Raw genomic sequence first — 21,679 nt, 5'->3', positions numbered from 1 at the left:
ACTACTTTTCTTACCATACTACATAAATCATGCTCCATAAACCATGCCTCCACCAATCATGTCATGACATCGTAAGCATTGCATCGTCAAGCATTGCATCATCAACCATGGCATCGTCATCGAAGGTTTCGTTAAGCACCCAATATCTTGGGAGCTTGACCATCATTTATCACCGCTTCGGTTACCTGAACCACTTTAGCATCTTGCATTGATGGCAACTCATACATGGTCTCAAGCAGGGCATTCTCAACAATGGAACGCAAACCCCTAGCCCCTGTTTTACGCTCGACTGCTTTTTTGGCAATGGCGGTTAGGGCTTCAGAAGTGAACTGTAATTGGGCATCTTCCATGTCAAACAGATACTGATACTGCTTAACCAAGGCATTTTTTGGCTCGGTTAAAATTTGAATCAATGCCGTTTCGTCCAACTCTTCAAGTGTGGCAATCACTGGTAAACGCCCAATCAGCTCAGGAATAAGACCAAACTTAATCAAATCCTCAGGCTCAACTTCACGAAACAATTCACTGAGGCGACTGGATTCATCTTTTGATTTCACATCAGCATTAAAGCCAATGCCCGTCTCTTCGGTGCGTTGTTGAATGACCTTATCGAGTCCTGCAAACGCCCCACCCACAATGATTAAAATATTACTGGTGTCAACTTGAATCAGCTCTTGATTGGGGTGCTTACGTCCACCATGTGGGGGAATGGCAGCGACCGTCCCTTCAATCAGTTTGAGTAATGCTTGTTGCACACCTTCACCTGAGACATCTCGAGTGATGGAAACGTTTTCTCCTTTTTTACTGATTTTGTCAATTTCATCCACATAGATGATGCCTTGTTCAGCTTTGGCAACGTCATAATCACAGGCTTGTAACAACTTTTGCACGATGTTTTCAACATCTTCCCCCACATAGCCTGCCTCGGTCAAGGTTGTGGCATCTGACATGGCAAAGGGTACATCTAATATTCGTGCTAATGTCTGTGCCAAAAGTGTCTTACCTGAGCCTGTTGGACCTATGAGCAAAATGTTACTTTTTGCCAATTCAACCATCGCATCGTCTGCTCCGATTTTGGCTTTTTTGCGGTCGTGTGCCAGTTGTTGGCTCACTTTCAAGCGTTTATAGTGGTTATACACCGCCACAGATAGGGCTTTTTTGGCAACATCTTGCCCAATGACATAATCGTCCAAGTGAGCTCTTAGCTCTTTTGGGGTGGGCAGTTTTTTGTTAAGCCAGCTACTATTTGGATTTGTATCATCAATAAAATCAGTGATTTGCTGGCTGTCATCTTCTATCAAATCTGCACATAATGCCACGCATTCGTTACAGATATTGGCATCATCAGCAGCGATTAACTGTTTGACTTCATTTTTTGCTTTACCACAAAATGAACAACATGGCATGTCATCTTTTGCCATAAAAAACTTCCTTTTGTTTTTGACTTATTCTGTTTTTATGAATGTTGTATTTGGTTTAGGCTTTATTTGGCTTATCTATTTAACTTAGTTGTTTAACGTTGTTTAATGTTAATTATTTAACGTTGGTTATTTAACTTAATCATTGCCAAAATGGGCTTGGGTATCACCAAAACCAAAGTATGTCATCATGCTTATTTAATCGTTGGGCGACGCTCAAGCACTTGGTCAACCAAGCCATAATCTTTAGCAGCCTCAGCACTCATAAAGTTATCACGGTCGGTATCTTTTTCCAGACGCTCCACAGGCTGACCTGTATGTTCAGCAAGCAGGCGGTTGAGCTTGGCTTTTAGCTCAATGATTTCACGAGCGTGAATTTCGATGTCTGATGCCTGACCACGAAACCCACCCAATGGTTGATGTATCATCACTCGAGAGTTAGCAAGGGCATAGCGTTTGCCTTTTGCACCTGCTGACAACAAAAATGACCCCATCGATGCTGCTTGGCCTAAGCAGATGGTCGAGACATCAGGCTTGATAAAATTCATGGTATCATAAATTGCCATGCCAGCGGTAACCACGCCACCAGGTGAGTTGATGTACAGATGCACATCTTTGTCTGGATTATCCGCCTCCAAAAATAACAGCTGAGCGACTATCAGATTTGCCATGTTGTCTTCAACTTGACCTGTCAAAAAAATGACTCGCTCACGCAGTAGGCGAGAAAAAATGTCAAACGAACGCTCACCACGAGAAGACTGCTCGACGACCATAGGAACCAATGCGTTTTGTGGTGCGACAGTTTGTGATTGGTCGCTTTGTAATCGGTTACATTGAAACTGCTCAAATTGTAACTGGTCAAAATGCGGATTTTGATGAATTCTGTCTTGCATCAACTGGGTGTCAATCATTGTTCTATGTCCTTACTTTATGTCCTTGGGTGTTTATTCCTGAGTGCTTAACCAATCAATATTTAATTAAGCACTCAGTGGCATTTATTAAACCATCAGTTTGATGTGATACGCTGATGTAAATAGGGTGATAATCAAGTATTTTCAAGCGTCGTTGATGCCATGGGCAAAAAAAGCCCAGCGATGGCATGGGCTTTTTTGTTGTTTATCAACCAATGCTTATCAACCAATCACATCATGCCTTGTTGTTGGCTGGCAATCAGCTCTTGATAGCCAACCTCTTTATCGGTTACTTTGCCTTGTGATAAGACATAATCAACCACTTGGTCTTCTAGCACCACTGATTCAATGTTGGCACGTTGTTGCTCATCATTGGTAAAGTAGTCGATCACTTCTTGTGGGTCTTCATAGTTCTCTGCTGATTCTTTAATAAATTCTTCGACTCGCTCTTGGTCTACTTTAAGCTCTTGGCTGTTAATCAAGCGTGATACAATCACCCCCAATCTGGCACTCCGCAAAGCTTGATCTTCAAACAACTCATTAGGTAGCATATCACCACTAAAGTTATTGGGGTTAGCACCGAACTGCTGAGAAAAACGCTGAATCATCATGTTACGCTGACGATTAATCTCTTGCTCTAGCATGGCTTTAGGGATGTCAAATTCATTTTTTTCTAACAGGGCATCAAAGACTGCCTGCTTAACTTGATTGCGTGATGCGTTTTTTATTTCACGCTCCATGTTTTTGCGTACGTCAGTTTTCAGTTTATCCAGACCACCTTCTTTTACGCCAAAGACTTCAAAAAATTCGTCGTCTAGCTCAGGCAATTTGGCTTGTTTCACTGATTTTACTGCCACTTTAAATTGGGCATCTTTACCAGCTAAGTTCTCAGCTTGATAATCTTCTGGGAATGTCACCTCAATGACCTTCTCTTCACCTGCTTGCATGCCAACCATTTGCTCTTCAAACCCTGGGATAAAGCGGTTACTACCAATCACAAGGTCAAAATCTTGAGCTGTTCCACCGTCAAAAGTCTCACCATTAATTGAGCCTTCAAAATCAAAAGTCGCTTGGTCGCCTTGAGCAAGCTTGTCATCTTTTTCAACAAACTCTTGACGTTGTTGACGCAAACTTTCAATCATGGTATCCACATCATCATCACTGATGCTGGCAATGTGTCGCTCAACGTCCACATCAGACAGACCTTGCACTTCAATCTCTGGGAAAATATCCACCGTGGCTTGATACACCAAAAAGTCATCTTCTAACTTGACTTCATCAATGTTGGGCATGTCCACTGCCATGATGTCTTGCTGACGAATGGCATCAAACACAGTATCACGTATCTCATCATTGATGACTTCTTGTTGGATACCTGCTCCATATTGTGAGCGAATGTGCGACACAGGCACTTTGCCTTTACGAAAGCCATCAATCCGAGCAGTTTTGGCAGTCTGGCGAATGCGAGACTCGACCTTTTTTTGAATGTTGCTAACAGGAACTTTCACTATCAATTGAACTTGCTGATCAGAAAGCTTATTCGATGTGACTTGTAAATCGTTTGCCATAAAATTACCTATATTTATCTAATAATACCAAACTAACAATAATACGTTCCAACAGTAATACGTTGAATTAAAAATGACCGTCTCAATATGTAAAAAAAAGATGAATTTCTCATAAAGTGATTTTTTATAAAGTGATGTAGTATACTTTATAAGTCAATAAAAGTGCAAATTTGTTGCAACAGATTGTGACAGGCCTGCCCACGGTGACTTAAGCGGTTTTTGCTCGCTTGGTCTAATTGTGCCGCTGACATGCCTTGCTGTGGCAACCAAAACACAGGGTCATAGCCAAACCCCTGATCACCCATGGGCTTATCGGTTATCTGCCCATGCCAAAAACCTTGAGCAATCAAAGGCAAGGGGTCATCAGCATATCTGACCATGACCAACACGCACACAAACATGGCAGTTATCGGTGAGTTGTGGTGATTGGTTGCACGTTGCTCTGTAAAATCTGCATTTGTCAAACTCGGTCGATGTGGCGACAATTCTGCCAATAGTTTGGTGATGTTGGCGGTGTCTTGGTCAATATTCTGACCGATACCCAGCCTTTCTCGGTCACTTTGGCTGGCATAACGTGCTGAATAAATGCCAGGTTTACCACCCAACACAGGCACACTCAAACCTGAATCATCAGCAATGGCAGGCAACCCACTCATATTACTGGCATGACGTGCTTTTATCAGTGCATTTTCAATATAGCTAAGACCGTCTTCTATCGCTTCTGTTACGCCAAGCTGTGCTTGTGGTACAAGACTGACGGACAGTTGTTTTTGGTTAAATAACTGTTGCAACTCTTGCAGTTTGCCTGCGTTATTGCTTGCCAATACCCATTTTTGCATGGTTCTTTTAGCTCCTAAGAGATTTTCATTGCTAGATTTTCATTGCTAAGTGTTTTATTGCTAAGTGATAATCATTATTAACATTAACAATCGGTAATTGTTATTACCTACTGCCCTTGTTAGACTTAAAGGTGTTTTATTTTAGGTTGTTTATTTTGCTTATTTTACTTAGCAATCACCGTAATCACCATCAAAACCCATTGATTAACTCATTTATTCTGATGATTTATTTTGATAATAAAGGATTTTTATGTCACACATCACTTTGCCAAACTTACCTTATGCCAAAGATGCACTTGAGCCACACATCAGTGCTGAAACTTTAGAGTTTCACCATGACAAACATCACAATGCCTATGTCAGCAAATTAAACGACATGTTACCCGGCTCGGGGTTAGAAGGCAAAACCTTAGCAGAAATCATTGAAGCCACTGCCAAAGATGATGGCAAGCAAGGCATGTTTAACCAAGCGGCTCAAGTTTGGAATCACACTTTTTATTGGAACTGCATGACCCCAAATGGGGGTGGTGAGGCCACTGGTGAGCTAAAAAGTAAAATCGAAGAAGATTTTGGTAGTTATGATAAATTCCGTGAAGAGTTTAAAAATGCTGCCACGTCTCAATTTGGGTCAGGTTGGGCATGGTTGGTTGCTGATGGTGTTGGTGGCAAATTATCCATCATGAAGACCGCCAATGCTGATACGCCTTTGGCACATGGCAAGATTGCTGTGTTGACTTGCGATGTGTGGGAACACGCCTACTATATCGATTATCGCAATCGTCGTCCTGATTATGTTGATGCTTTCTTAGATAAGCTGGTTAATTGGGATTATGCCAATGCCAAATATCAAGGTCAAGATGCTGGTGTCGAAGAGTAATCGTTAACTGTCAGTCCATAACTGCCAATTTAATGGGAAATCAATAAATTATCCACTTATCTTGGTATGGCTCACTTTAGAACGCTCAAGCCTTTTGCTTTGGGCGTTTTTTATGTTTGCCAGTTGCTCATCGTCAAAAACTGGTATCTGAAAGCCACATATGGTTATAATGTTATGGTAACGTGTTTTTTATCGTGGTTTTCGTGGTAACGACTGATTAATCATAACGTCTGATTTGAAATTTTTAAGACACGATATTTATTTTAAGATTTGTTTTGTCAAGTAGAGAACAGAAACCCATCATGAGCCAATTTTTACCCATTGAAGAGCAACTTGCTCACATTCGCCGTGGCACACACGAAATCATCTCTGAAGAAGATTTGGTTAATAAATTAAAACAAAACCGCCCCTTACGCATTAAGGCAGGCTTTGACCCCACCGCTCCTGATTTGCACTTGGGACACACAGTGTTGATAAATAAGCTGAAGCATTTTCAAGACTTGGGGCATGAGGTGCTGTTTTTGATTGGCGATTATACTGCCAAAATTGGTGACCCATCAGGCAAAAATGCCACTCGTCCGCCATTGAGCGATGAGCAGATAGCTGATAACGCTAAGACTTATGCCAAGCAAGTGTTTAAGATTTTGGATAAAGACAAAACCAAAATTGTCTTTAATTCAGAGTGGTTTGGCAACATGAACGCTGGCGACATGATTGCTCTTGCCAGTCAGCTGACCGTGTCTCGCATGCTTGAGCGTGATGACTTTAGCAAACGCTATGAATCACAGACTCCCATCTTTATTCATGAGTTTTTATACCCTTTGGTACAAGGTTATGATTCCATTGCCATGGAAGCAGATGTCGAGCTGGGCGGAACTGACCAAACCTTTAATTTATTGATGGGGAGAACGCTACAAGGTCGCTATGGTAAAGAGCCACAAGTGTGTATCACCATGCCAATCTTAGAAGGGTTAGATGGTGTGAATAAAATGAGCAAGTCATTGGGCAATTATGTTGCCATTGATGATGCTCCAGGGACAATGTATCAAAAAATCTTATCCATGCCAGATGAGCTGATTGCACGTTATTTTGAGTTTTTAAGCTTTAAGCCAATGAGTGAGGTCAATGCGTTGCTTGATGGCATGAAAAATGGGCGTAACCCTCAAGAAATCAAACACATTTTAGCCCAAGAACTCATTGAGCGTTTTCATGATAAACAGGCAGCCCAAAATGCCCACAAATCAGCAGGCAACCGCTTGGCAGACGGTGAGTTGCCTGTGGATTTGCCAGAGATAAGTTTATCTTTAAATGGTCAAGATAAATTATTCATCACCCAAGTCTTAAACCAAGCGGGTCTTGCTAAAAACTCTGCTCAGGCTAAGGACATGCTCTCTCGTGGGGCAGTTAAAGTGGACGGTCAAGTGGTCGATGGCAGTTTTGCCTTAGAACAAGGGCAAACGGTGGTGATTCAAGCAGGTAAAAAAGCGTATGCCAAAATCAACATCAATGAATAAAAACAAGGCGAATAAAAAGCCAAGAATGTGTGGGCAACGTGGCTTTTTTACAAAAAAGCTGATTGCTTCGCTTAGGTTTGCTAAAATGGTGTTTGTTTTTCATCATTGGCTAAAGTGATACGATTATGACCCATTTTGCTACACAGACCGCAAGCATTAAGCAAGACCGCATCTTAATTTTAGATTTTGGCTCACAATATAGCCAGCTGATTGCCCGTCGGGTGCGTGAGGCTGGGGTATTTTGTGAGATGTATCCGTTTGACATCGCTGATGAGCGTATCAGAGACTTTGGGGCAAAAGGGGTGATTTTGTCAGGCGGTCCTGAGAGTGTTCATGCTAAGGGCAGTCCAAAGATTGCTGATGCGGTGTTTGAGTTGGGTGTGCCTGTGTTGGGCATTTGTTATGGCATGCAGGCAATGGCAGACCACTTTGGTGGTCAAGTCCATGCCAGTGATGTGCGTGAGTTTGGGGCAGCACAAATACAGGTAACAACAGAGTGTCAGCTATTACAGGGTATTGAGGATTCATCTCAGACCCTAAATGTGTGGATGAGTCATGGTGATAAGGTGATAACAGCACCCAGTGGCTTTGTGGTGGTGGCAAACACACCAAGCTGTCCGATTGCGGTGATGGCAGATGATGGTCGTCAATATTATGGTTTGCAATTTCACCCTGAGGTAACACATACCTTACAAGGTGAAGCGATTTTGTCCCGTTTTGTGCATGGCATTTGTGGTTGTGGCAATGAGTGGACGCCTGATAACATCATTGACATGCGTGTGGCACAACTCAAAGAGCAAATTGGGAATAAAGAGGTGTTACTTGGTTTATCAGGTGGGGTAGACAGCTCAGTGGTGGCAGCACTGCTTCATAAGGCGATTGGTGATAAGCTCACTTGTGTATTTGTCGATAACGGACTGTTGCGTCTGCATGAAGGCGACCAAGTGATGCAGATATTTGCTGAGAATATGGGGGTTAAGGTTATCCGTGTGAATGCCGAAGAGCAATTTTTATCAGCGTTGGCGGGGAAAATTGACCCTGAAGATAAACGCAAAGTGATTGGTAAGACCTTTATTGATGTGTTCGCTGATACCGCACGCAAGCTGTCTAAAGATGGTGGTGTGGGTATTGAATTTTTGGCTCAAGGGACGATTTATCCTGATGTTATTGAGTCAGCAAAGTCGCACCAAGGTAAGGCTCATGTGATTAAAAGTCATCACAACGTCGGCGGTCTGCCAGAGGATTTACAGTTTAAGTTGGTTGAACCACTCAGAGATTTGTTTAAAGACGAGGTGCGTAAGCTGGGCATTACATTAGGTTTGCCACATAAGATGATTTATCGCCACCCCTTCCCTGGCCCTGGTTTGGGGGTGCGGATTTTGGGTGAAGTCAAAAAACAGTATGCTGACATTCTGCGAAAAGCCGATGCCATCTTTATGCAGGAGTTGGAACGCTTTGATTGGTATGATAAGACCTCCCAAGCCTTTGCGGTGTTTATGCCTGTCAAATCCGTGGGTGTGGTCGGTGATGGTCGCCGTTATGCGTGGGTGATTGCCTTAAGGGCTGTTGAGACAGTGGACTTTATGACTGCTCGTTTTGCCCATTTACCGTATGAACTGATTGAAACGGTGTCTAATCGCATCATGAACGAAATTAAAGACGTGTCTCGTGTGACTTATGATGTGTCAAGTAAACCACCTGCCACCATTGAATGGGAATAGGAATTGGCTCACCTGCCAAATTTAGGTAAATTTAGCCAAATATGACACAATCAATCATATGATTTCGCAAACCTAATTTAGCAAACCTAATTTAGCAAACACTGCCTTCATTTGTCTGCTTAAAGAGACCCTGCCATGACCGCACAAGCCACAGACTTACCCCCATTAAATTCACAGTCCCCATTAAACTTGCAAACAACTTACCAAAGTGATGTCATCATCATCGGAGCTGGCATTGCAGGTTTGGTGTGTGCCTTAGAAATCATGGATAACGATGTTAAAAATGGCACAAATCATAACATCTTAATGTTAGATAGAGATGTGCAAGCCCATTTTGGAGGGTTGGCACGTTGGAGCTTTGGGGGAATTTTGCTTGTTGGCACGCCTGAGCAGAAGCGAGCCAAAGTTAAGGACAGTCCTGCCATCGCCCTAAAAGATTGGTACAGCTTTGGTGAATTTGGACAAAATCCCAAAAAAGAGCGTTGGGCGTGGGCATGGGCAGAGCGTTATGTCTATGATTCTAAAACGTGGATTTATGATTGGCTAAAACAACGTGGGGTCAGTTTTTTACCAATGCCATTATGGGTGGAGCGTGGCAATCATGGTGGTGGTACGGTGGTTAAAAAGGCTGGTGGCAACTCTGTGCCACGCTGGCATGTGGTCTGGGGAACAGGGCTTGGATTGGTCAATCAGCTGATTAAAACCTTTGAACAACATACCAAGCGTGGCAATGTGCAACTGGCGTTTGAGCATCATGTTACCGATATGATGAGTGACAAAACTGGCGTTATCGGATGTCAAGGTCATGATGCCAACCAGCATGCTTTTGTTGCACATTCTAAAATTACCGTCATCACGTCAGGGGGCATTAATGGCAACATCGAGATGGTCAAAAAACACTGGCACAAAGATTGGGGCAATCCACCAAAAACCATTTTAAATGGGGCCCACTGGTATGCTGATGGCACGCTACATAAAGTTGCCAAAGGCTTGGGGGCTAACATCACCTTTTTAGACCGCCAATGGAACTATGCCGCTGGCGTGCACCACTGGAAGCCATTGATACCCAATCATGGGCTATCGCTTGTGCCTGCTCGCTCTGCTTTGTGGCTTGACCCAGATGGCAATCGCATCATTGGCGACATTCCTTTAATCACAGGTTTTGATACTCGTGATTTGGTCACGCAAGTGTGCAAACACCCTGATGGCTACTCTTGGCAAATTCTCAATTACAAAATTGCCAAAAAAGAATTTGCCATCTCAGGCTCAGAGTTCAATCCTGCCATTCGTGATGGCAGTAAATTTAAACTGTTAAAAGACATTTTGTGTGGTAATAAGGCCTTGGTCAATGAAGCCATCGAAAACTGTCAAGACATCGTCATTGCTGACAGCTTGCCAGAGTTGGTCAAAAAAATGAATGCTTTGGCAGGCAATGACAAGGTTAAACTAGAAAACGTACAAAAAGTCATCACAGCCTACGACGCTCAAATTGACTTAGGTGAGGGCAACTTCACCGATGAACAGCTCAAACGCATTGCTTTGGTACGACAATGGCGAGGTGATAAGATGCGTACTTGCAAATTCCAAAAAATTGATGACCCCAGTGCCACCCCTTACATTGCCATTCGAGAGTTTATCGTCAGTCGCAAAAGCTTGGGTGGCATACAAACTGATTTGAGTGGTCGAGTACTGACCCCCAAAGGCTTACCCATCAAAGGACTGTATGCAGCTGGAGAAGCAACTGGTTTTGGTGGTGGTGGCATGAATGGTTTACGAGGGTTAGAAGGCACGTTTTTGGGTGGTTGTATTTATAGCGGTCGCCGAGCTGGGCTTGCCATCAGCACCGCAAAATAATGAATCGCCAAATCATTGATGACCAAACAAGCACTCACAATAAAGTAAACGATAAAAAGGAATTTATCATGAAAAAAACGGCCGCTGAGCTTACCGTCTATGCCTTAGAACAGCTGGGCATCACCCATACCTTTGGTATCCCTGGGGTGCATAACACTGAACTGTACGATGCCTTAAGCCAATCCAAACACATTAAACCCATACTGGTTACCAATGAACAAGGGGGCAGTTTTATCGCTGACGGCATGAGCCGAGTGGCAACCCATAGCCAACATTTTGCCAAACACAAAGTTGGCAATATTGGCACACTTGTCATCGTTCCAGCCGCTGGTTTGACCCATGCTGCCAGTGGCATCGGTGAAGCGTATTTAGATGGCATTCCCATGTTGGTGCTGACAGGAGGTATTCGTAGAGACACCAATTACCAATACAAACTACACGATATTGACCAACTAGAAGTGGCTAAAGGCTTTACTAAAGCAGGATTTCGCATTAACAACATGGACGATGTGATCACAACTTTATATCAAGCCTATGACATTGCCACCAGTGGGGTGCCAGGTCCTGTTTTGGTAGAAATTCCTGTGGATTTACAATTATTTCCACAAACCGTCACCTCCTTAATGACATGGCACGCCTATCAGCAGCAACAGAACCTGCAACAGAACCCACTTTCTCAAAAAACACAAAACAATCTACAACTGGCGGCAGAAACACTGAACAACGCCAAGCAGGTGGGTTTATTTGTCGGTTATGGGGCAAGAATGGTCAAAAAAGAACTCATTGCCATCAGTGAGCTGTTGAATTCTCCTGTTACCACCACCTTACAAGGATTATCCAGTTTTCCGCACGAACATCCGTTACATGCAGGGTTTGGTTTTAGCCCATCGGCTGTCCCCAGTGGCAAAAATGCCATTGCCCATTGTGATGTCTTACTGGTCATCGGTGCCAGATTTGCTGAAATACCCACAGGCAGTTTTGGCTTAGATGACTGCTTACCCCAGACGTTGGTGCATTTTGATATCGATCCTGCTGTCATTGGTGCAAACTATCCCACACAAGTGGGTGTGGTCGGTGATGTCATTCACACCGTACCGTTATTATTAAAAAACTTAAAACAACAAAAAGCCCAGCTGAATGTCAAGTCGCCCAGCATTTGCAAAAACGCCAAAAGCCCCACAACAATCCAAGCCCAAATCGCCAAAGACAAACGAGCGTATCGCAAAGCTTGGTACAAAGCTGACAACCGCCATAAAGTCAACCCCATTCGTTTTTTTGACGCATTGCGACACATCATGCCTGCTGACAGCATAACCGTACTGGACGATGGCAATCATACCTTTTTGGCAGCAGAGTTGTATCCTGTGTATCAAGATGGCTTACTGATTAGCCCAACCGACTACAACGCCATGGGCTATGCCGTGCCTGCTGCCATTGGGGCAAAACTGGCAAATCCTGAACGTGATGTGGTGGCGGTGGTGGGCGATGGTTGTTTCACCATGACTTGTATGGAAATTTTGACCGCCAAAGCCAACAGATTGGGTATTTTATATTGTGTGTTTAGCGATGGTGAACTGTCGCAGATTGCTCAAGCCCAACAGCTTCCCTATCAACAAAAAACCTGCACCATCTTGCCCAATGTTGATTTAAAAGGTGTGGCAATGGCAACAGGAGCGACGCATATCGCCATCAAACGTAACAAGGACTTGGTAAAATCACTCAAAAAAGCCCACGCCTTAAGCAAAAAGGGTGAGCCTGTCATTGTGGACATCAACATCGACTACAGCAAACAAACCGCTTTCACAAAAGGCACAAGCCAGACCACCTTTAAGGGCTTTTCTACCAAAGACAAATTAAGATTCATCAAACGAATCATGCGTAGAAAACTGCCATTTTGAATGGGACTGATGCCCAGTTAAAATCGAATGATTTAAGATGTCATCACTCTTTGGGCGGCCAAGGTCGCTTGGCTTCTGCTTCTATCCATGTCTTGACATAGCCTGTGGGTGGCATGTCAATATCTCCCAAACCCATGGCATCAAACACAGTTTTGGTTGGAATGACTCGCCCTTTTTTGGTCACACCCGTTCTTAAAAGTGCCGATGAAGTGGGCGTGTCTTTTACCCACATGGTCTGCTCGATATAAATCCATTTGTCATCGAATGCCGACACTTTGGTGGTGATGCTTACTGGCTCAAACACAAACACCCGCTTGCGATACTGTACGCTACTGCCTGCCACTACCAAACCCCAACGCTTGGTTAACAGCCTTTTTCCCAGCCCTGTACGGATAGCAAAATCGGTGCGTCCCAAATCAAACAAGGTGATGATGCGACCATTGTTCATCTCAAAAAAATTATCCATATCGGTCGGACTACTGGTAAACTCAATCCGTCCTGTGTCAGTGATGGATAAACTGGTGCCACCCTTGGTGTCCTTAACAGCATCAAAAATGGTTTTACCCAGTCGAATAATCGGATACATACATTCGTCCTTACAACATTCATTCTTATGACATTCATTCTTACAAAAAGATAACAGCCTAGCATGTTTATATCATCAATAAGCATGAATTTGACTTACCTGCCAGTCATTTGAGCATTAAAAAACTCAACAATGGTATCAGGCAACCAACTGACATCTAGCCTAGGCTTATGATGTGGCAAATATCTAAGATACCCCATATGCCCACCATGCTCAGTATCGAGCAATAACACCGATTCTGACACATCGCTTTGGCGAGCGGTCATGCCTAAAAAGGGGTCATCTTTGGCAGTGATGATGATGGTCGGCTTAACAATGTCAATCAAATAAGGCAATGATGACGCATGGCGATAATAGTCATTGACTGAGCGATAACCATGACGAGGGGCGGTAAAAATTTGGTCAAAATCACTGATGCGACTGCTGGTACGCACAGCCCGCATCTCTTCACTTGACAAGCTGTTTTCCAAAGCCTTTTTAACCAATGGATTCAGCAAATATGGCGTGTAGATACGTCTGCCCATCAGCCGTTCCATCGCAATGGCAGATGACGCCAAGTCCACAGGTGCACTGACCACCGCCGCTGCCCCACAAACTGCCTTATCACCATATTCACCCATATATTTTGCCAGCACATTCCCACCCAATGACATGCCCACTGCATACAGATGTTGATAGCGGTTGCTAAGTTGGGTTAACGCATGTACCAGCTCACTGGTATCGCCAGCGTTATAAAACACGTTTCCTGCCACAGGGATTCCCCCACAACTGCGAAAATGCACCACCACATAATGCCAACCCTGCTCCTTAACGGCATAAGCCAAACTTTTGGCATAGTGGCTGTTACTACTGCCTTCTAAGCCGTGAAACAATATCACCAATGGTTTTTGGTATTTGCCAGCCAATTGCTCATCGTGTGCGTCCACAAAATCATACGCTATTTGACTTTCATCTAAAGAATCTTTAATCAACTCACGGCGATAATTCGGCTGATATTTCACCAAAAACTTGGGCAAAATCGTCTGTAAATGGGGGTTGGCAAGCCAAAATGGGGGAGTAAAAGGTTGCACTGTAAAATGTTGTGGGTGAGCAGGGGCAGAAATCATCATATGCGTTACCAGTCAATAAAATAATGTCCATTATAATAAAAAAAAAATCATAAAAAAAATCATTTGAGTGAACATATGATAACTCAAATATGCCCATTACCCATACCAAACACTGGTTAGCCATTGTTCGTTGTTCGCCTTTGAACACACACTGTCTTTCTACCACTCACTGTTTTTCCATAAGGTCTCTTTCCACAAGCTTGCCCACAGCACCCAATCGCTCCGCCAGCGTTTTCTTCGCTTGTTTGGACACCTGAGCCTTTAAAACAACTGACTTGCCATAATTGACAGTCAATACCTTACCGCCACTGTCTTCTACCAGATAACGAACATATGATTCATTGGCAAAGTCAGTATGAATGCAAACATCAACTTTAGCCACATAAGCCGTCAACTGCATCATATCCACCACCGCTTGGGCTGACCCTGCATACGCTCGAGTCAAACCACCTGCCCCAAGCTTGATACCACCGAAGTATCGCACCACAATGATGATGACATTGCCAATGGTTTTGTGTTGTAGCACATTGAGTATCGGTCTGCCTGCTGTACCATTAGGCTCACCATCATCATCAAAACCTGCACTGGTGGTATTATTTGGATCACCAATGACATATGCCCAACAATGATGACGAGCGTCTGAATATGTTTGTTTTAGTTGTTTCACGTGAAACATGGCCTGTTCACGATCAGCCACAGGATAAGCATGAGCAATGAATTCTGACTTTTTAATGTCAAGACGGGCAGTGCATGGTTTGGTTAGAGTAAAATAGGTCATGTGTGCTAATAATCACTTTATGTCATGAATTTGGATAAATGGTCAATGAACGCTGAGTGAATGCCAAGGGTAAGAATGTGCTAAAATATCACCTTGTTTATGAGTAGGACATTTAGGGTATCATCATGCGACTGGATAAATTCATCTCCAAAGCCACCGAACTGTCACGCAAAGATGCCAAACGCATCTTGCATGCTGAAGAAATCACCGTCAACGATGAAATCGTCAAAGATGGTAGTGTGCATGTGAATGCACTCAATGACGAAGTGATGTGGGCAGGTGAGCCATTATCGGTTGCCACAGGCAATCGCTATATTTTGCTGTATAAACCAGAAGGTTTTGAATGCACACTAAAGCCCAAAGAACACCCCATCGTTACTGAGTTGATTGCCGTGCCTGAGGTTGCCAGTTTGCGTATCGCAGGGCGATTGGATGTAGACACCACAGGAGCGTTGTTACTATCAGATGATGGCCAATGGCTACACAAAGTAACCAGCCCCAAACATCACCAAAGTAAGACATATGAGCTGACCTTGGCTAATCCCATGAGCATACAAGAACAGGATAATGCCATCAAACAACTGGCAAATGGGATACTGCTTGAAGGGGAGCAACACAAAACCCGCCCTGCTGAACTGATGTTTATCGATGCCACCCATGCCCGCTTAATCTTAACAGAAGGCAAATACCATCAAGTCAAACGCATGATGGGTTATTTTGCCAATCGAGTTACCGAACTACACCGCTCACACATCGGCACCATCAGCCTTGATGGGTTAGAAAAAGGTGAAAGCCGATTTTTAACCACAAAAGAGATTGAGCAATTTTAACCCAGCACCAGTATCCACAGACATACAAGGTTCACAACCTGACCACTTTTTTTAACCACCAATAACCAAGCCAATGGCACAAATCTATGACCATGGCACACTTTATGGCAATTGCACACTTTATGGCAATTGCACATCGACAATTTTCCAGTCAATCCAGCCTTGACGTTGCATACGCACGGTGAGCGGATAGCCCTTGATTTGCCCTGACATGCTAAAGCAATCAATCCCACAATAGCTAAGCTGTGGCTTTTCGCTGTCAGTACCTGCTTGAGTATGGGCAGTCAATTGCAAAGTTTGCTTGTCCATCATCAACTGCATTTGCTTTTTGACCACCTTATCCACATCTCCTCGCTCCACAATCAAATCTTGAATAAGCATGGTCAGGTTCACCTGATTGCTGGCGATTGCCCATGCTGCTGCCAACTCTTGAGTGGATTGATTGACTTGATTGGATTGTCCTTGCATATTTATTAAGGTTTGAATGTTATCTGCGGTCACTGCCCCATCAACCGAACGGTTAATGAATTCCATGCCAGCTTCCACCAAAGCATCACCACCAAGCTGTGCCACCATGGGATATTGGCTTAACGTGTTGGCAAATTTGCCATTTAATTGCGTCTTTAGATTGACTGTCAACTGTGAATAGTCAATGGCTGCTGCCAATGTGGTTCCATCTTGGTTGTCATAGGCTTGCTTGAGCTGATAAACCGTATAATAAGGTGAGCCAGCATATACCCCCACCGCCAATAAACACACGATAAACAGCAGGGTCATGATTTTTTTCATAAAGCAACCTTGTTTGCTATTTGTTACTTGCCAAGTGACCAACACATCACCAACGCACCGCCACTTTCATCAGTTTATCAAACACCTTGCCATAAGGTGGCTGTAATATATCCACAAAGTTCACTTTGGCTTGCCTAAACACCGCTTTTTGATGGCTCAAAGTGTCAAATCCATGTTTGCCATGATAATGTCCCATGCCTGATGCTCCCACCCCACCAAACGGCAAGTCATGCTGAGCAACATGATAAATGGTCTCGTTAACACTCACCCCACCACTGACAGTACGCTGTAAAATACGCTCTATCATGTCATCATCTTGCCCAAAAGGATACAATGCCAATGGACGAGGGCGAGCATTGACATAATCGATGGCATCATCTAACGAGTCATAACCCACCAATGGTAACACAGGGCCAAAAATCTCTTCTGTTAACAGTAAACTGTCTTGTGACAACTCTGTCACCACCACAGGAGGCATAAAACCTGTGGCACGATTCTCTGTGGCAGTGGTCAATTTATGAACACAAGCTTGCTTTTGGGCTTGTTTGAGATGGTCATGAATGCGGTCAAACTGTTTATGATTAATGATAAAAGTCACGTCTTCATTATCGCCAATTTTGGGATAATGTTTACTCATCCATTTTTTCGACAGCTCAATGAACTCATCTTGCAAGCCATCAGGCAACAACACATAATCAGGAGCAATGCAAGTTTGTCCCGAGTTCATCATCTTACCTGTCCATATTCGGTTCACGGCATGGGGCAAGATGTCTTTATCAATGATGATGACAGGGGATTTACCGCCCAATTCCAAAGTCACAGGGGTCAGGTTGTCCGCTGCAGCACGCATGATGTGCTTGCCCACCGATGTTGATCCTGTAAAAAGCAAGTGGTCAAAGGGCAGTTTGCTAAATGCTTGAGCGACTTGCAACTCCCCTTGCACCAAACATACCTCATCTTTATCAAAATAAACTGGCAAAGTCTTGGCAAGCCAATGCTCAAAATTGGGTGAATACTCCGACACCTTAATCATGGCTCGGTTACCAGCCACCAACGCAGCGGTTAAAGGACCTGCCACCAAATTGAGCGGATAATTCCACGGAGACATGATGCCCACCACCCCAAGTGGTTGTGATTGAATGTGACTGCTGGCAGGTAAAAACCACTTTCCTGTGCTGACTTTTTGCGGTTTCATCCAGTCTTTGCCGTGTTTTTTAGCATGACGAATGCCCTCAAGGCTTGGAAAAATATCCACCATGATGGTTTCATCATGACTGCGATGCCCAAAGTCTTGACTGATGGCATGGCAAATCGCATCGGTGTTATCCGATATCAGCTTTTTTAACTGTTCTAACTGATGCAAACGGTGTTGCCAACTGACATCACCTTGCTGTCGGCTTAATTGATACATCTGCCAAAACTGCTCTGTCATGCTTTTAATAAAACCGTTGCTGTTGTCTTTTTCGCTGATGATTTCATCAGATGTTTGGTTATCTGTGACACTCATGATTGATGTTCCTTACAAAATATCATTTGGATTGCCAATATGACGAATATACTCAATCTAGCACAAACCGTTTAAGTAAAAAAGCAAATAACCCACCCCATGCAGTTTAGTTCAAAAGCACCATTTTTAGCCCAACAAACATCAACACAAACCCACCAAATATTTCAGCTTTACTCTCAAGCCATGTGCCAGATTGACTACCCAAAAACACCCCAACAAAACTCAAGACACCTGTTACAACCGCAATGATTGCACATGCCAGCCAAGGATTGATGGGCATCAAATTTAACGTAAAACCTGCCGCCATGGCATCAATGCTGGTGGCAACAGCAAGCATGAGCATGGTTTTTTGGCTCATGAATGGTTTATGCTGGTCATCACTGTCATTTTTGTCATCATCTTTGTCTTTACCAAACGCTTCATACAGCATCTTACCACCCAGACCAAGCAAGATGACACACGCCACCCAAGGGGCAATATTTTCAATGAACCCTAACACAGAACGCCCACTCAGATAGCCAAGTAATGGCATCATTCCTTGAAATACGCCAAAATACACACCTGCCAATAGAGCGATACGCACGGCATGCTCACGCTTTTTTGCCCCAAGTCCAAGCGACACAGCAAACGCATCCATTGGTAAAGCCATTGCCAACAATATCAGCTCTGACATTTTTTACATCCATTCTTATGTACAATGTTGTTTTATGTACAATGTTGTTTCACGTGAAACTTATGCTGATTTGGTTTTTCTTAAGCATAAAAACCGCCAAATGATGACGGTCTTTAATCATATCAACAACTTAAGTTAAGCCAATTAATACAAAATCCATCTAATATAAAATTCACTTAACATCAATTTACCATCAATTTAATATCAATCACATCATATGTCCAACTGCGTCACTGACAAGGCATTTTCTTCAATAAAGGCTCGTCTTGGCTCAACATCATCTCCCATCAAACACGTGAACAAATGGTCAGCAGCAATGGCATCTTCAATGGTGACTTTCAACATACGGCGGTTTTCTGGGTCCATGGTGGTTTCCCAAAGTTGCTCTGGATTCATCTCGCCCAATCCCTTATAACGCTGTATCGATAACCCACGGCGAGCATCATCCATCATCTGTTGCCACAGATAATCAAAATCTTTGATGGCAATATTTTTATCACCACGGCGGATAAAGGCAGTTGGTGTTAACAGGGTTTGCCACTCATCAGAAAGCTTAATCAGCTTACTGTATTCGCCAGAACTGATAAAACTGGCATCAAGTAAATAATTTTGTAGCAGTTGATGCACATGAATGGTAATTTTTGGCAACCATTGTTGTGGTTTTTGCTCTGTGTCTGATGACGACAGTCCATCGTTTTGATGGACTGGCTTAGGCGTGGCAAGTGGGTCATCAATGCTCACTTTCGGCGCAAGTTTTGGGTGTCTTTGTTGCAATGCGTCTTGCAAGGCAGTTACCCATGCCTGCATGGCAACTTTGTCATGCGTTTGCTCTAGGGTTAATTTAGGCACTCGTGTCAGCGTATCTAATATATCAGCAGGATATTTGGTCTGTAGACGAGATTTTATCAGTTGTGTTTGGTGATAACTGTTTAATAAAGACTCCAATGCTGTGCCACTAATGGCAGGGGCATCTTGGCTTAAATGCAGTTGGGTGTCATCAATGGTTGATGACAACAGATGGGCTTTAAGGGCTTCATCATCTTTGATATACAGCTCTTGACGGCCTTTTTTGATTTTATAAAGTGGTGGCTGGGCGATATAAACATAGCCACGCTCTATCAGCTCTGGAGTCTGACGGAAAAAGAATGTCAATAATAACGTGCGAATGTGTGAGCCATCTACGTCTGCATCGGTCATGATGATGATTTTGTGATAACGCACTTTGTCTGGGTTGTATTCATCAGGACCGATGCCACAACCCAAAGCAGTAATCAGCGTCCCCACTTCAGCTGATGACAACATTTTATCAAACCTGGCTCGCTCAACGTTTAAGATTTTGCCCTTTAATGGTAAAATGGCTTGTGTCTTACGACTACGTCCTTGTTTGGCACTGCCTCCCGCTGAGTCACCCTCCACAATGTATAGCTCAGATAAGGCAGGGTCTTTTTCTTGACAATCTGCCAGTTTTCCTGGCAAGCCTGCAATGTCTAAAGTGGTTTTTCGCCGTGTCATTTCTCGAGCCTTGCGAGCGGCATCTCGGGCTTTGGCAGCATCAATGATTTTACTGGCGATGGATTTGGCAGAGCCTGGATTTTCTAGCAGATAATCGCTGAATTTGTCGTGCATGGCAGACTCAACGGCGGATTTGACCTCACTAGACACCAATTTGTCTTTGGTTTGGCTAGAGAATTTGGGGTCGGGCACTTTAACAGAGACGATGGCAGTTAAGCCTTCTCGAGCATCATCACCCGTAACAGCAACTTTCTCTTTTTTTAGCAAGTTTTCGCTATCCATATAACCGCTCAAACAACGAGTCAATGCTGAGCGAAAACCTGTCAAATGTGTGCCACCATCTTTTTGAGGAATGTTGTTGGTAAAGCAAAGCACTTTTTCGTTATAACTGTCTGTCCATTGCAATGCCACTTCCACACTGATGCCATCTTCTTCGCTGGTGAAGTGAAAAACATCGTTTAAAGATTCTTTGCCTGCATTGATGTAGGTAACAAATTCAGACAAACCGCCTTTGTGTTCAAATTCTTGACGTTTATCCAACCGCTCATCGGTCAACACAATGCGAACCCCTGAGTTTAAGAATGACAACTCACGCAACCGCTTGGCCAAAACATCATAATCAAACGTGGTTACACCCTTAAAAATGGCATCACTGCCTTCTTCTCCCACACTGGGGTAAAAACGAATCTGCGTACCCGTCTTATCCGTGGTTTCTAACTGTTCAATGGGGGAATCTGGTACGCCATTGGTATAAGTTTGTCGATGGTGATGTCCTTCACGCCAAACATTTAACTCAAGCTTTTGCGATAAGGCATTCACCACCGACACACCAACCCCATGCAGACCGCCTGAGACTTTATAACTGTTGTCATCAAATTTACCGCCAGCATGCAACACCGTCATGATGACCTGTGCTGCTGACACGCCCTCTTCAGGGTGAATGTCAACAGGAATGCCACGCCCATTATCCAGCACACTCACCGAATTATCGTCATGGATAATGATGTCAATTTGGTCACAATGCCCTGCTAAAGCTTCATCAATGGCGTTATCAACCACTTCAAACACCATGTGGTGTAAGCCTGTGCCATCATCTGTATCACCAATGTACATACCAGGACGCACCCGCACGGCTTCTAATCCTCGCAACACACGGATTTTATTTGCACCATATTCATGGTCTTTTTGAGTGGACGGTGCTGGTAAGTCAACATCATTTGCTTCGGTGGCTTGGTTGGTTTGTGACTGACTCATGTATGTTCCCTATCAAGTGTTGGTCGCCCCATTTTTCTACG

At 43.7% G+C, this 21,679-nt stretch carries 17 protein-coding genes; 6 read left to right on the top strand and 11 right to left on the bottom strand.

What is annotated here, in order from left to right:
* Nucleotides 1-131 precede the first annotated feature (131 nt).
* The 4 genes from clpX to WDM69_RS00170 all read right to left on the bottom strand — a co-directional run bounded on the left by clpX (nt 132) and on the right by WDM69_RS00170 (nt 4,736).
* Nucleotides 132-1,421: an ATP-dependent Clp protease ATP-binding subunit ClpX gene (clpX, locus tag WDM69_RS00185; RefSeq protein ID WP_078306428.1), complete on the bottom strand. Its 1,290-nt coding sequence runs from the start codon at nt 1,419-1,421 to the stop codon at nt 132-134.
* 191 nt (nt 1,422-1,612) lie between these two features.
* Nucleotides 1,613-2,191, bottom strand: coding sequence for an ATP-dependent Clp endopeptidase proteolytic subunit ClpP (gene clpP, locus WDM69_RS00180; protein ID WP_240494819.1), 579 nt, complete (start codon nt 2,189-2,191; stop codon nt 1,613-1,615).
* Between the two features lie 368 nt (nt 2,192-2,559).
* Nucleotides 2,560-3,897, bottom strand: a complete 1,338-nt coding sequence (gene tig / locus WDM69_RS00175) for a trigger factor (RefSeq protein WP_078306427.1) — start codon at nt 3,895-3,897, stop codon at nt 2,560-2,562.
* 146 nt (nt 3,898-4,043) lie between these two features.
* On the bottom strand, nt 4,044-4,736 hold the full coding sequence (locus tag WDM69_RS00170) for a non-canonical purine NTP pyrophosphatase (RefSeq protein WP_078306426.1): 693 nt from the start codon (nt 4,734-4,736) through the stop codon (nt 4,044-4,046).
* 250 nt (nt 4,737-4,986) lie between these two features.
* Between WDM69_RS00170 and WDM69_RS00165 the strand changes: the two genes are divergently transcribed.
* The 5 genes from WDM69_RS00165 (at nt 4,987) to WDM69_RS00145 (ending at nt 12,600) form a co-directional block, all read left to right on the top strand.
* Entirely contained in the window at nt 4,987-5,613 is a 627-nt protein-coding gene (locus tag WDM69_RS00165; protein WP_078306425.1) for a superoxide dismutase, read from the top strand.
* Between the two features lie 302 nt (nt 5,614-5,915).
* Nucleotides 5,916-7,127, top strand: a complete 1,212-nt coding sequence (gene tyrS / locus WDM69_RS00160) for a tyrosine--tRNA ligase (RefSeq protein WP_338755442.1) — start codon at nt 5,916-5,918, stop codon at nt 7,125-7,127.
* 125 nt (nt 7,128-7,252) lie between these two features.
* Nucleotides 7,253-8,848 (top strand): glutamine-hydrolyzing GMP synthase, encoded by a 1,596-nt coding sequence (gene guaA / locus WDM69_RS00155; protein WP_338755441.1) that lies wholly within the window; start codon nt 7,253-7,255, stop codon nt 8,846-8,848.
* 135 nt (nt 8,849-8,983) lie between these two features.
* Nucleotides 8,984-10,702 (top strand): FAD-binding dehydrogenase, encoded by a 1,719-nt coding sequence (locus tag WDM69_RS00150; RefSeq protein WP_338755440.1) that lies wholly within the window; start codon nt 8,984-8,986, stop codon nt 10,700-10,702.
* A gap of 68 nt (nt 10,703-10,770) precedes the next feature.
* The gene (locus WDM69_RS00145) at nt 10,771-12,600 is read left to right on the top strand and encodes a thiamine pyrophosphate-binding protein (RefSeq protein ID WP_338755439.1); all 1,830 of its coding nucleotides are present in this window, start codon (nt 10,771-10,773) and stop codon (nt 12,598-12,600) included.
* 43 nt (nt 12,601-12,643) lie between these two features.
* Here the strand turns inward: WDM69_RS00145 and WDM69_RS00140 are convergent, their stop codons facing one another.
* The 3 genes from WDM69_RS00140 to WDM69_RS00130 all read right to left on the bottom strand — a co-directional run bounded on the left by WDM69_RS00140 (nt 12,644) and on the right by WDM69_RS00130 (nt 15,073).
* A complete protein-coding gene (locus WDM69_RS00140; protein ID WP_338755438.1) occupies nt 12,644-13,186 on the bottom strand; it encodes an acyl-CoA thioesterase in 543 nt (180 codons plus the stop codon).
* Between the two features lie 95 nt (nt 13,187-13,281).
* On the bottom strand, nt 13,282-14,295 hold the full coding sequence (locus WDM69_RS00135) for a YheT family hydrolase (RefSeq protein ID WP_078306419.1): 1,014 nt from the start codon (nt 14,293-14,295) through the stop codon (nt 13,282-13,284).
* 166 nt (nt 14,296-14,461) lie between these two features.
* On the bottom strand, nt 14,462-15,073 hold the full coding sequence (locus WDM69_RS00130; protein ID WP_078306418.1) for a YigZ family protein: 612 nt from the start codon (nt 15,071-15,073) through the stop codon (nt 14,462-14,464).
* 125 nt (nt 15,074-15,198) lie between these two features.
* Here WDM69_RS00130 and WDM69_RS00125 point away from each other — a divergent pair, with 125 nt between their 5' ends.
* Nucleotides 15,199-15,903 carry a pseudouridine synthase gene (locus WDM69_RS00125; RefSeq protein ID WP_078306417.1) on the top strand — a complete coding sequence of 235 codons (705 nt, stop codon included), beginning with the start codon at nt 15,199-15,201 and terminating at the stop codon, nt 15,901-15,903.
* 120 nt (nt 15,904-16,023) lie between these two features.
* On the opposite strand, the gene WDM69_RS00120 is transcribed toward WDM69_RS00125, so the two are convergent.
* The 4 genes from WDM69_RS00120 to gyrB form a co-directional block, all read right to left on the bottom strand.
* Nucleotides 16,024-16,692 carry a DUF2939 domain-containing protein gene (locus WDM69_RS00120; protein ID WP_078306451.1) on the bottom strand — a complete coding sequence of 223 codons (669 nt, stop codon included), beginning with the start codon at nt 16,690-16,692 and terminating at the stop codon, nt 16,024-16,026.
* Between the two features lie 46 nt (nt 16,693-16,738).
* A complete protein-coding gene (locus tag WDM69_RS00115; protein ID WP_078306416.1) occupies nt 16,739-18,199 on the bottom strand; it encodes a coniferyl aldehyde dehydrogenase in 1,461 nt (486 codons plus the stop codon).
* Nucleotides 18,200-18,305: 106 nt separating this feature from the next.
* Complete coding sequence (locus WDM69_RS00110) at nt 18,306-18,872, bottom strand: manganese efflux pump MntP family protein (RefSeq protein WP_078306415.1); 567 nt, start codon at nt 18,870-18,872, stop codon at nt 18,306-18,308.
* A 213-nt stretch (nt 18,873-19,085) separates the two neighbouring features.
* Nucleotides 19,086-21,638, bottom strand: a complete 2,553-nt coding sequence (gene gyrB, locus WDM69_RS00105) for a DNA topoisomerase (ATP-hydrolyzing) subunit B (protein WP_078306414.1) — start codon at nt 21,636-21,638, stop codon at nt 19,086-19,088.
* Nucleotides 21,639-21,679 lie beyond the last annotated feature (41 nt).

Source organism: Lwoffella lincolnii, from assembly GCF_037201985.1.
Classification (GTDB): Bacteria; Pseudomonadota; Gammaproteobacteria; order Pseudomonadales; family Moraxellaceae; genus Psychrobacter; species Psychrobacter lincolnii.
The sequence above is the reverse complement of the archived record's forward strand: the minus strand, read 5'-3'. Positions and strand labels throughout refer to the sequence as shown.

Excerpts from the sequence above, each read along its gene's own strand:
- clpX (WP_078306428.1), bottom strand. The coding sequence starts at position 1,421 with ATGGCAAAAGATGACATGCCATGTTGTTCATTTTGTGGTAAAGCAAAA.
- clpP (WP_240494819.1), bottom strand. The coding sequence starts at position 2,191 with ATGGTCGTCGAGCAGTCTTCTCGTGGTGAGCGTTCGTTTGACATTTTT.
- tig (WP_078306427.1), bottom strand. The coding sequence starts at position 3,897 with ATGGCAAACGATTTACAAGTCACATCGAATAAGCTTTCTGATCAGCAA.
- WDM69_RS00170 (WP_078306426.1), bottom strand. The coding sequence starts at position 4,736 with ATGCAAAAATGGGTATTGGCAAGCAATAACGCAGGCAAACTGCAAGAG.
- WDM69_RS00165 (WP_078306425.1), top strand. The coding sequence starts at position 4,987 with ATGTCACACATCACTTTGCCAAACTTACCTTATGCCAAAGATGCACTT.
- tyrS (WP_338755442.1), top strand. The coding sequence starts at position 5,916 with ATGAGCCAATTTTTACCCATTGAAGAGCAACTTGCTCACATTCGCCGT.
- guaA (WP_338755441.1), top strand. The coding sequence starts at position 7,253 with ATGACCCATTTTGCTACACAGACCGCAAGCATTAAGCAAGACCGCATC.
- WDM69_RS00150 (WP_338755440.1), top strand. The coding sequence starts at position 8,984 with ATGACCGCACAAGCCACAGACTTACCCCCATTAAATTCACAGTCCCCA.
- WDM69_RS00145 (WP_338755439.1), top strand. The coding sequence starts at position 10,771 with ATGAAAAAAACGGCCGCTGAGCTTACCGTCTATGCCTTAGAACAGCTG.
- WDM69_RS00140 (WP_338755438.1), bottom strand. The coding sequence starts at position 13,186 with ATGTATCCGATTATTCGACTGGGTAAAACCATTTTTGATGCTGTTAAG.
- WDM69_RS00135 (WP_078306419.1), bottom strand. The coding sequence starts at position 14,295 with ATGATGATTTCTGCCCCTGCTCACCCACAACATTTTACAGTGCAACCT.
- WDM69_RS00130 (WP_078306418.1), bottom strand. The coding sequence starts at position 15,073 with ATGACCTATTTTACTCTAACCAAACCATGCACTGCCCGTCTTGACATT.
- WDM69_RS00125 (WP_078306417.1), top strand. The coding sequence starts at position 15,199 with ATGCGACTGGATAAATTCATCTCCAAAGCCACCGAACTGTCACGCAAA.
- WDM69_RS00120 (WP_078306451.1), bottom strand. The coding sequence starts at position 16,692 with ATGAAAAAAATCATGACCCTGCTGTTTATCGTGTGTTTATTGGCGGTG.
- WDM69_RS00115 (WP_078306416.1), bottom strand. The coding sequence starts at position 18,199 with ATGAGTGTCACAGATAACCAAACATCTGATGAAATCATCAGCGAAAAA.
- WDM69_RS00110 (WP_078306415.1), bottom strand. The coding sequence starts at position 18,872 with ATGTCAGAGCTGATATTGTTGGCAATGGCTTTACCAATGGATGCGTTT.
- gyrB (WP_078306414.1), bottom strand. The coding sequence starts at position 21,638 with ATGAGTCAGTCACAAACCAACCAAGCCACCGAAGCAAATGATGTTGAC.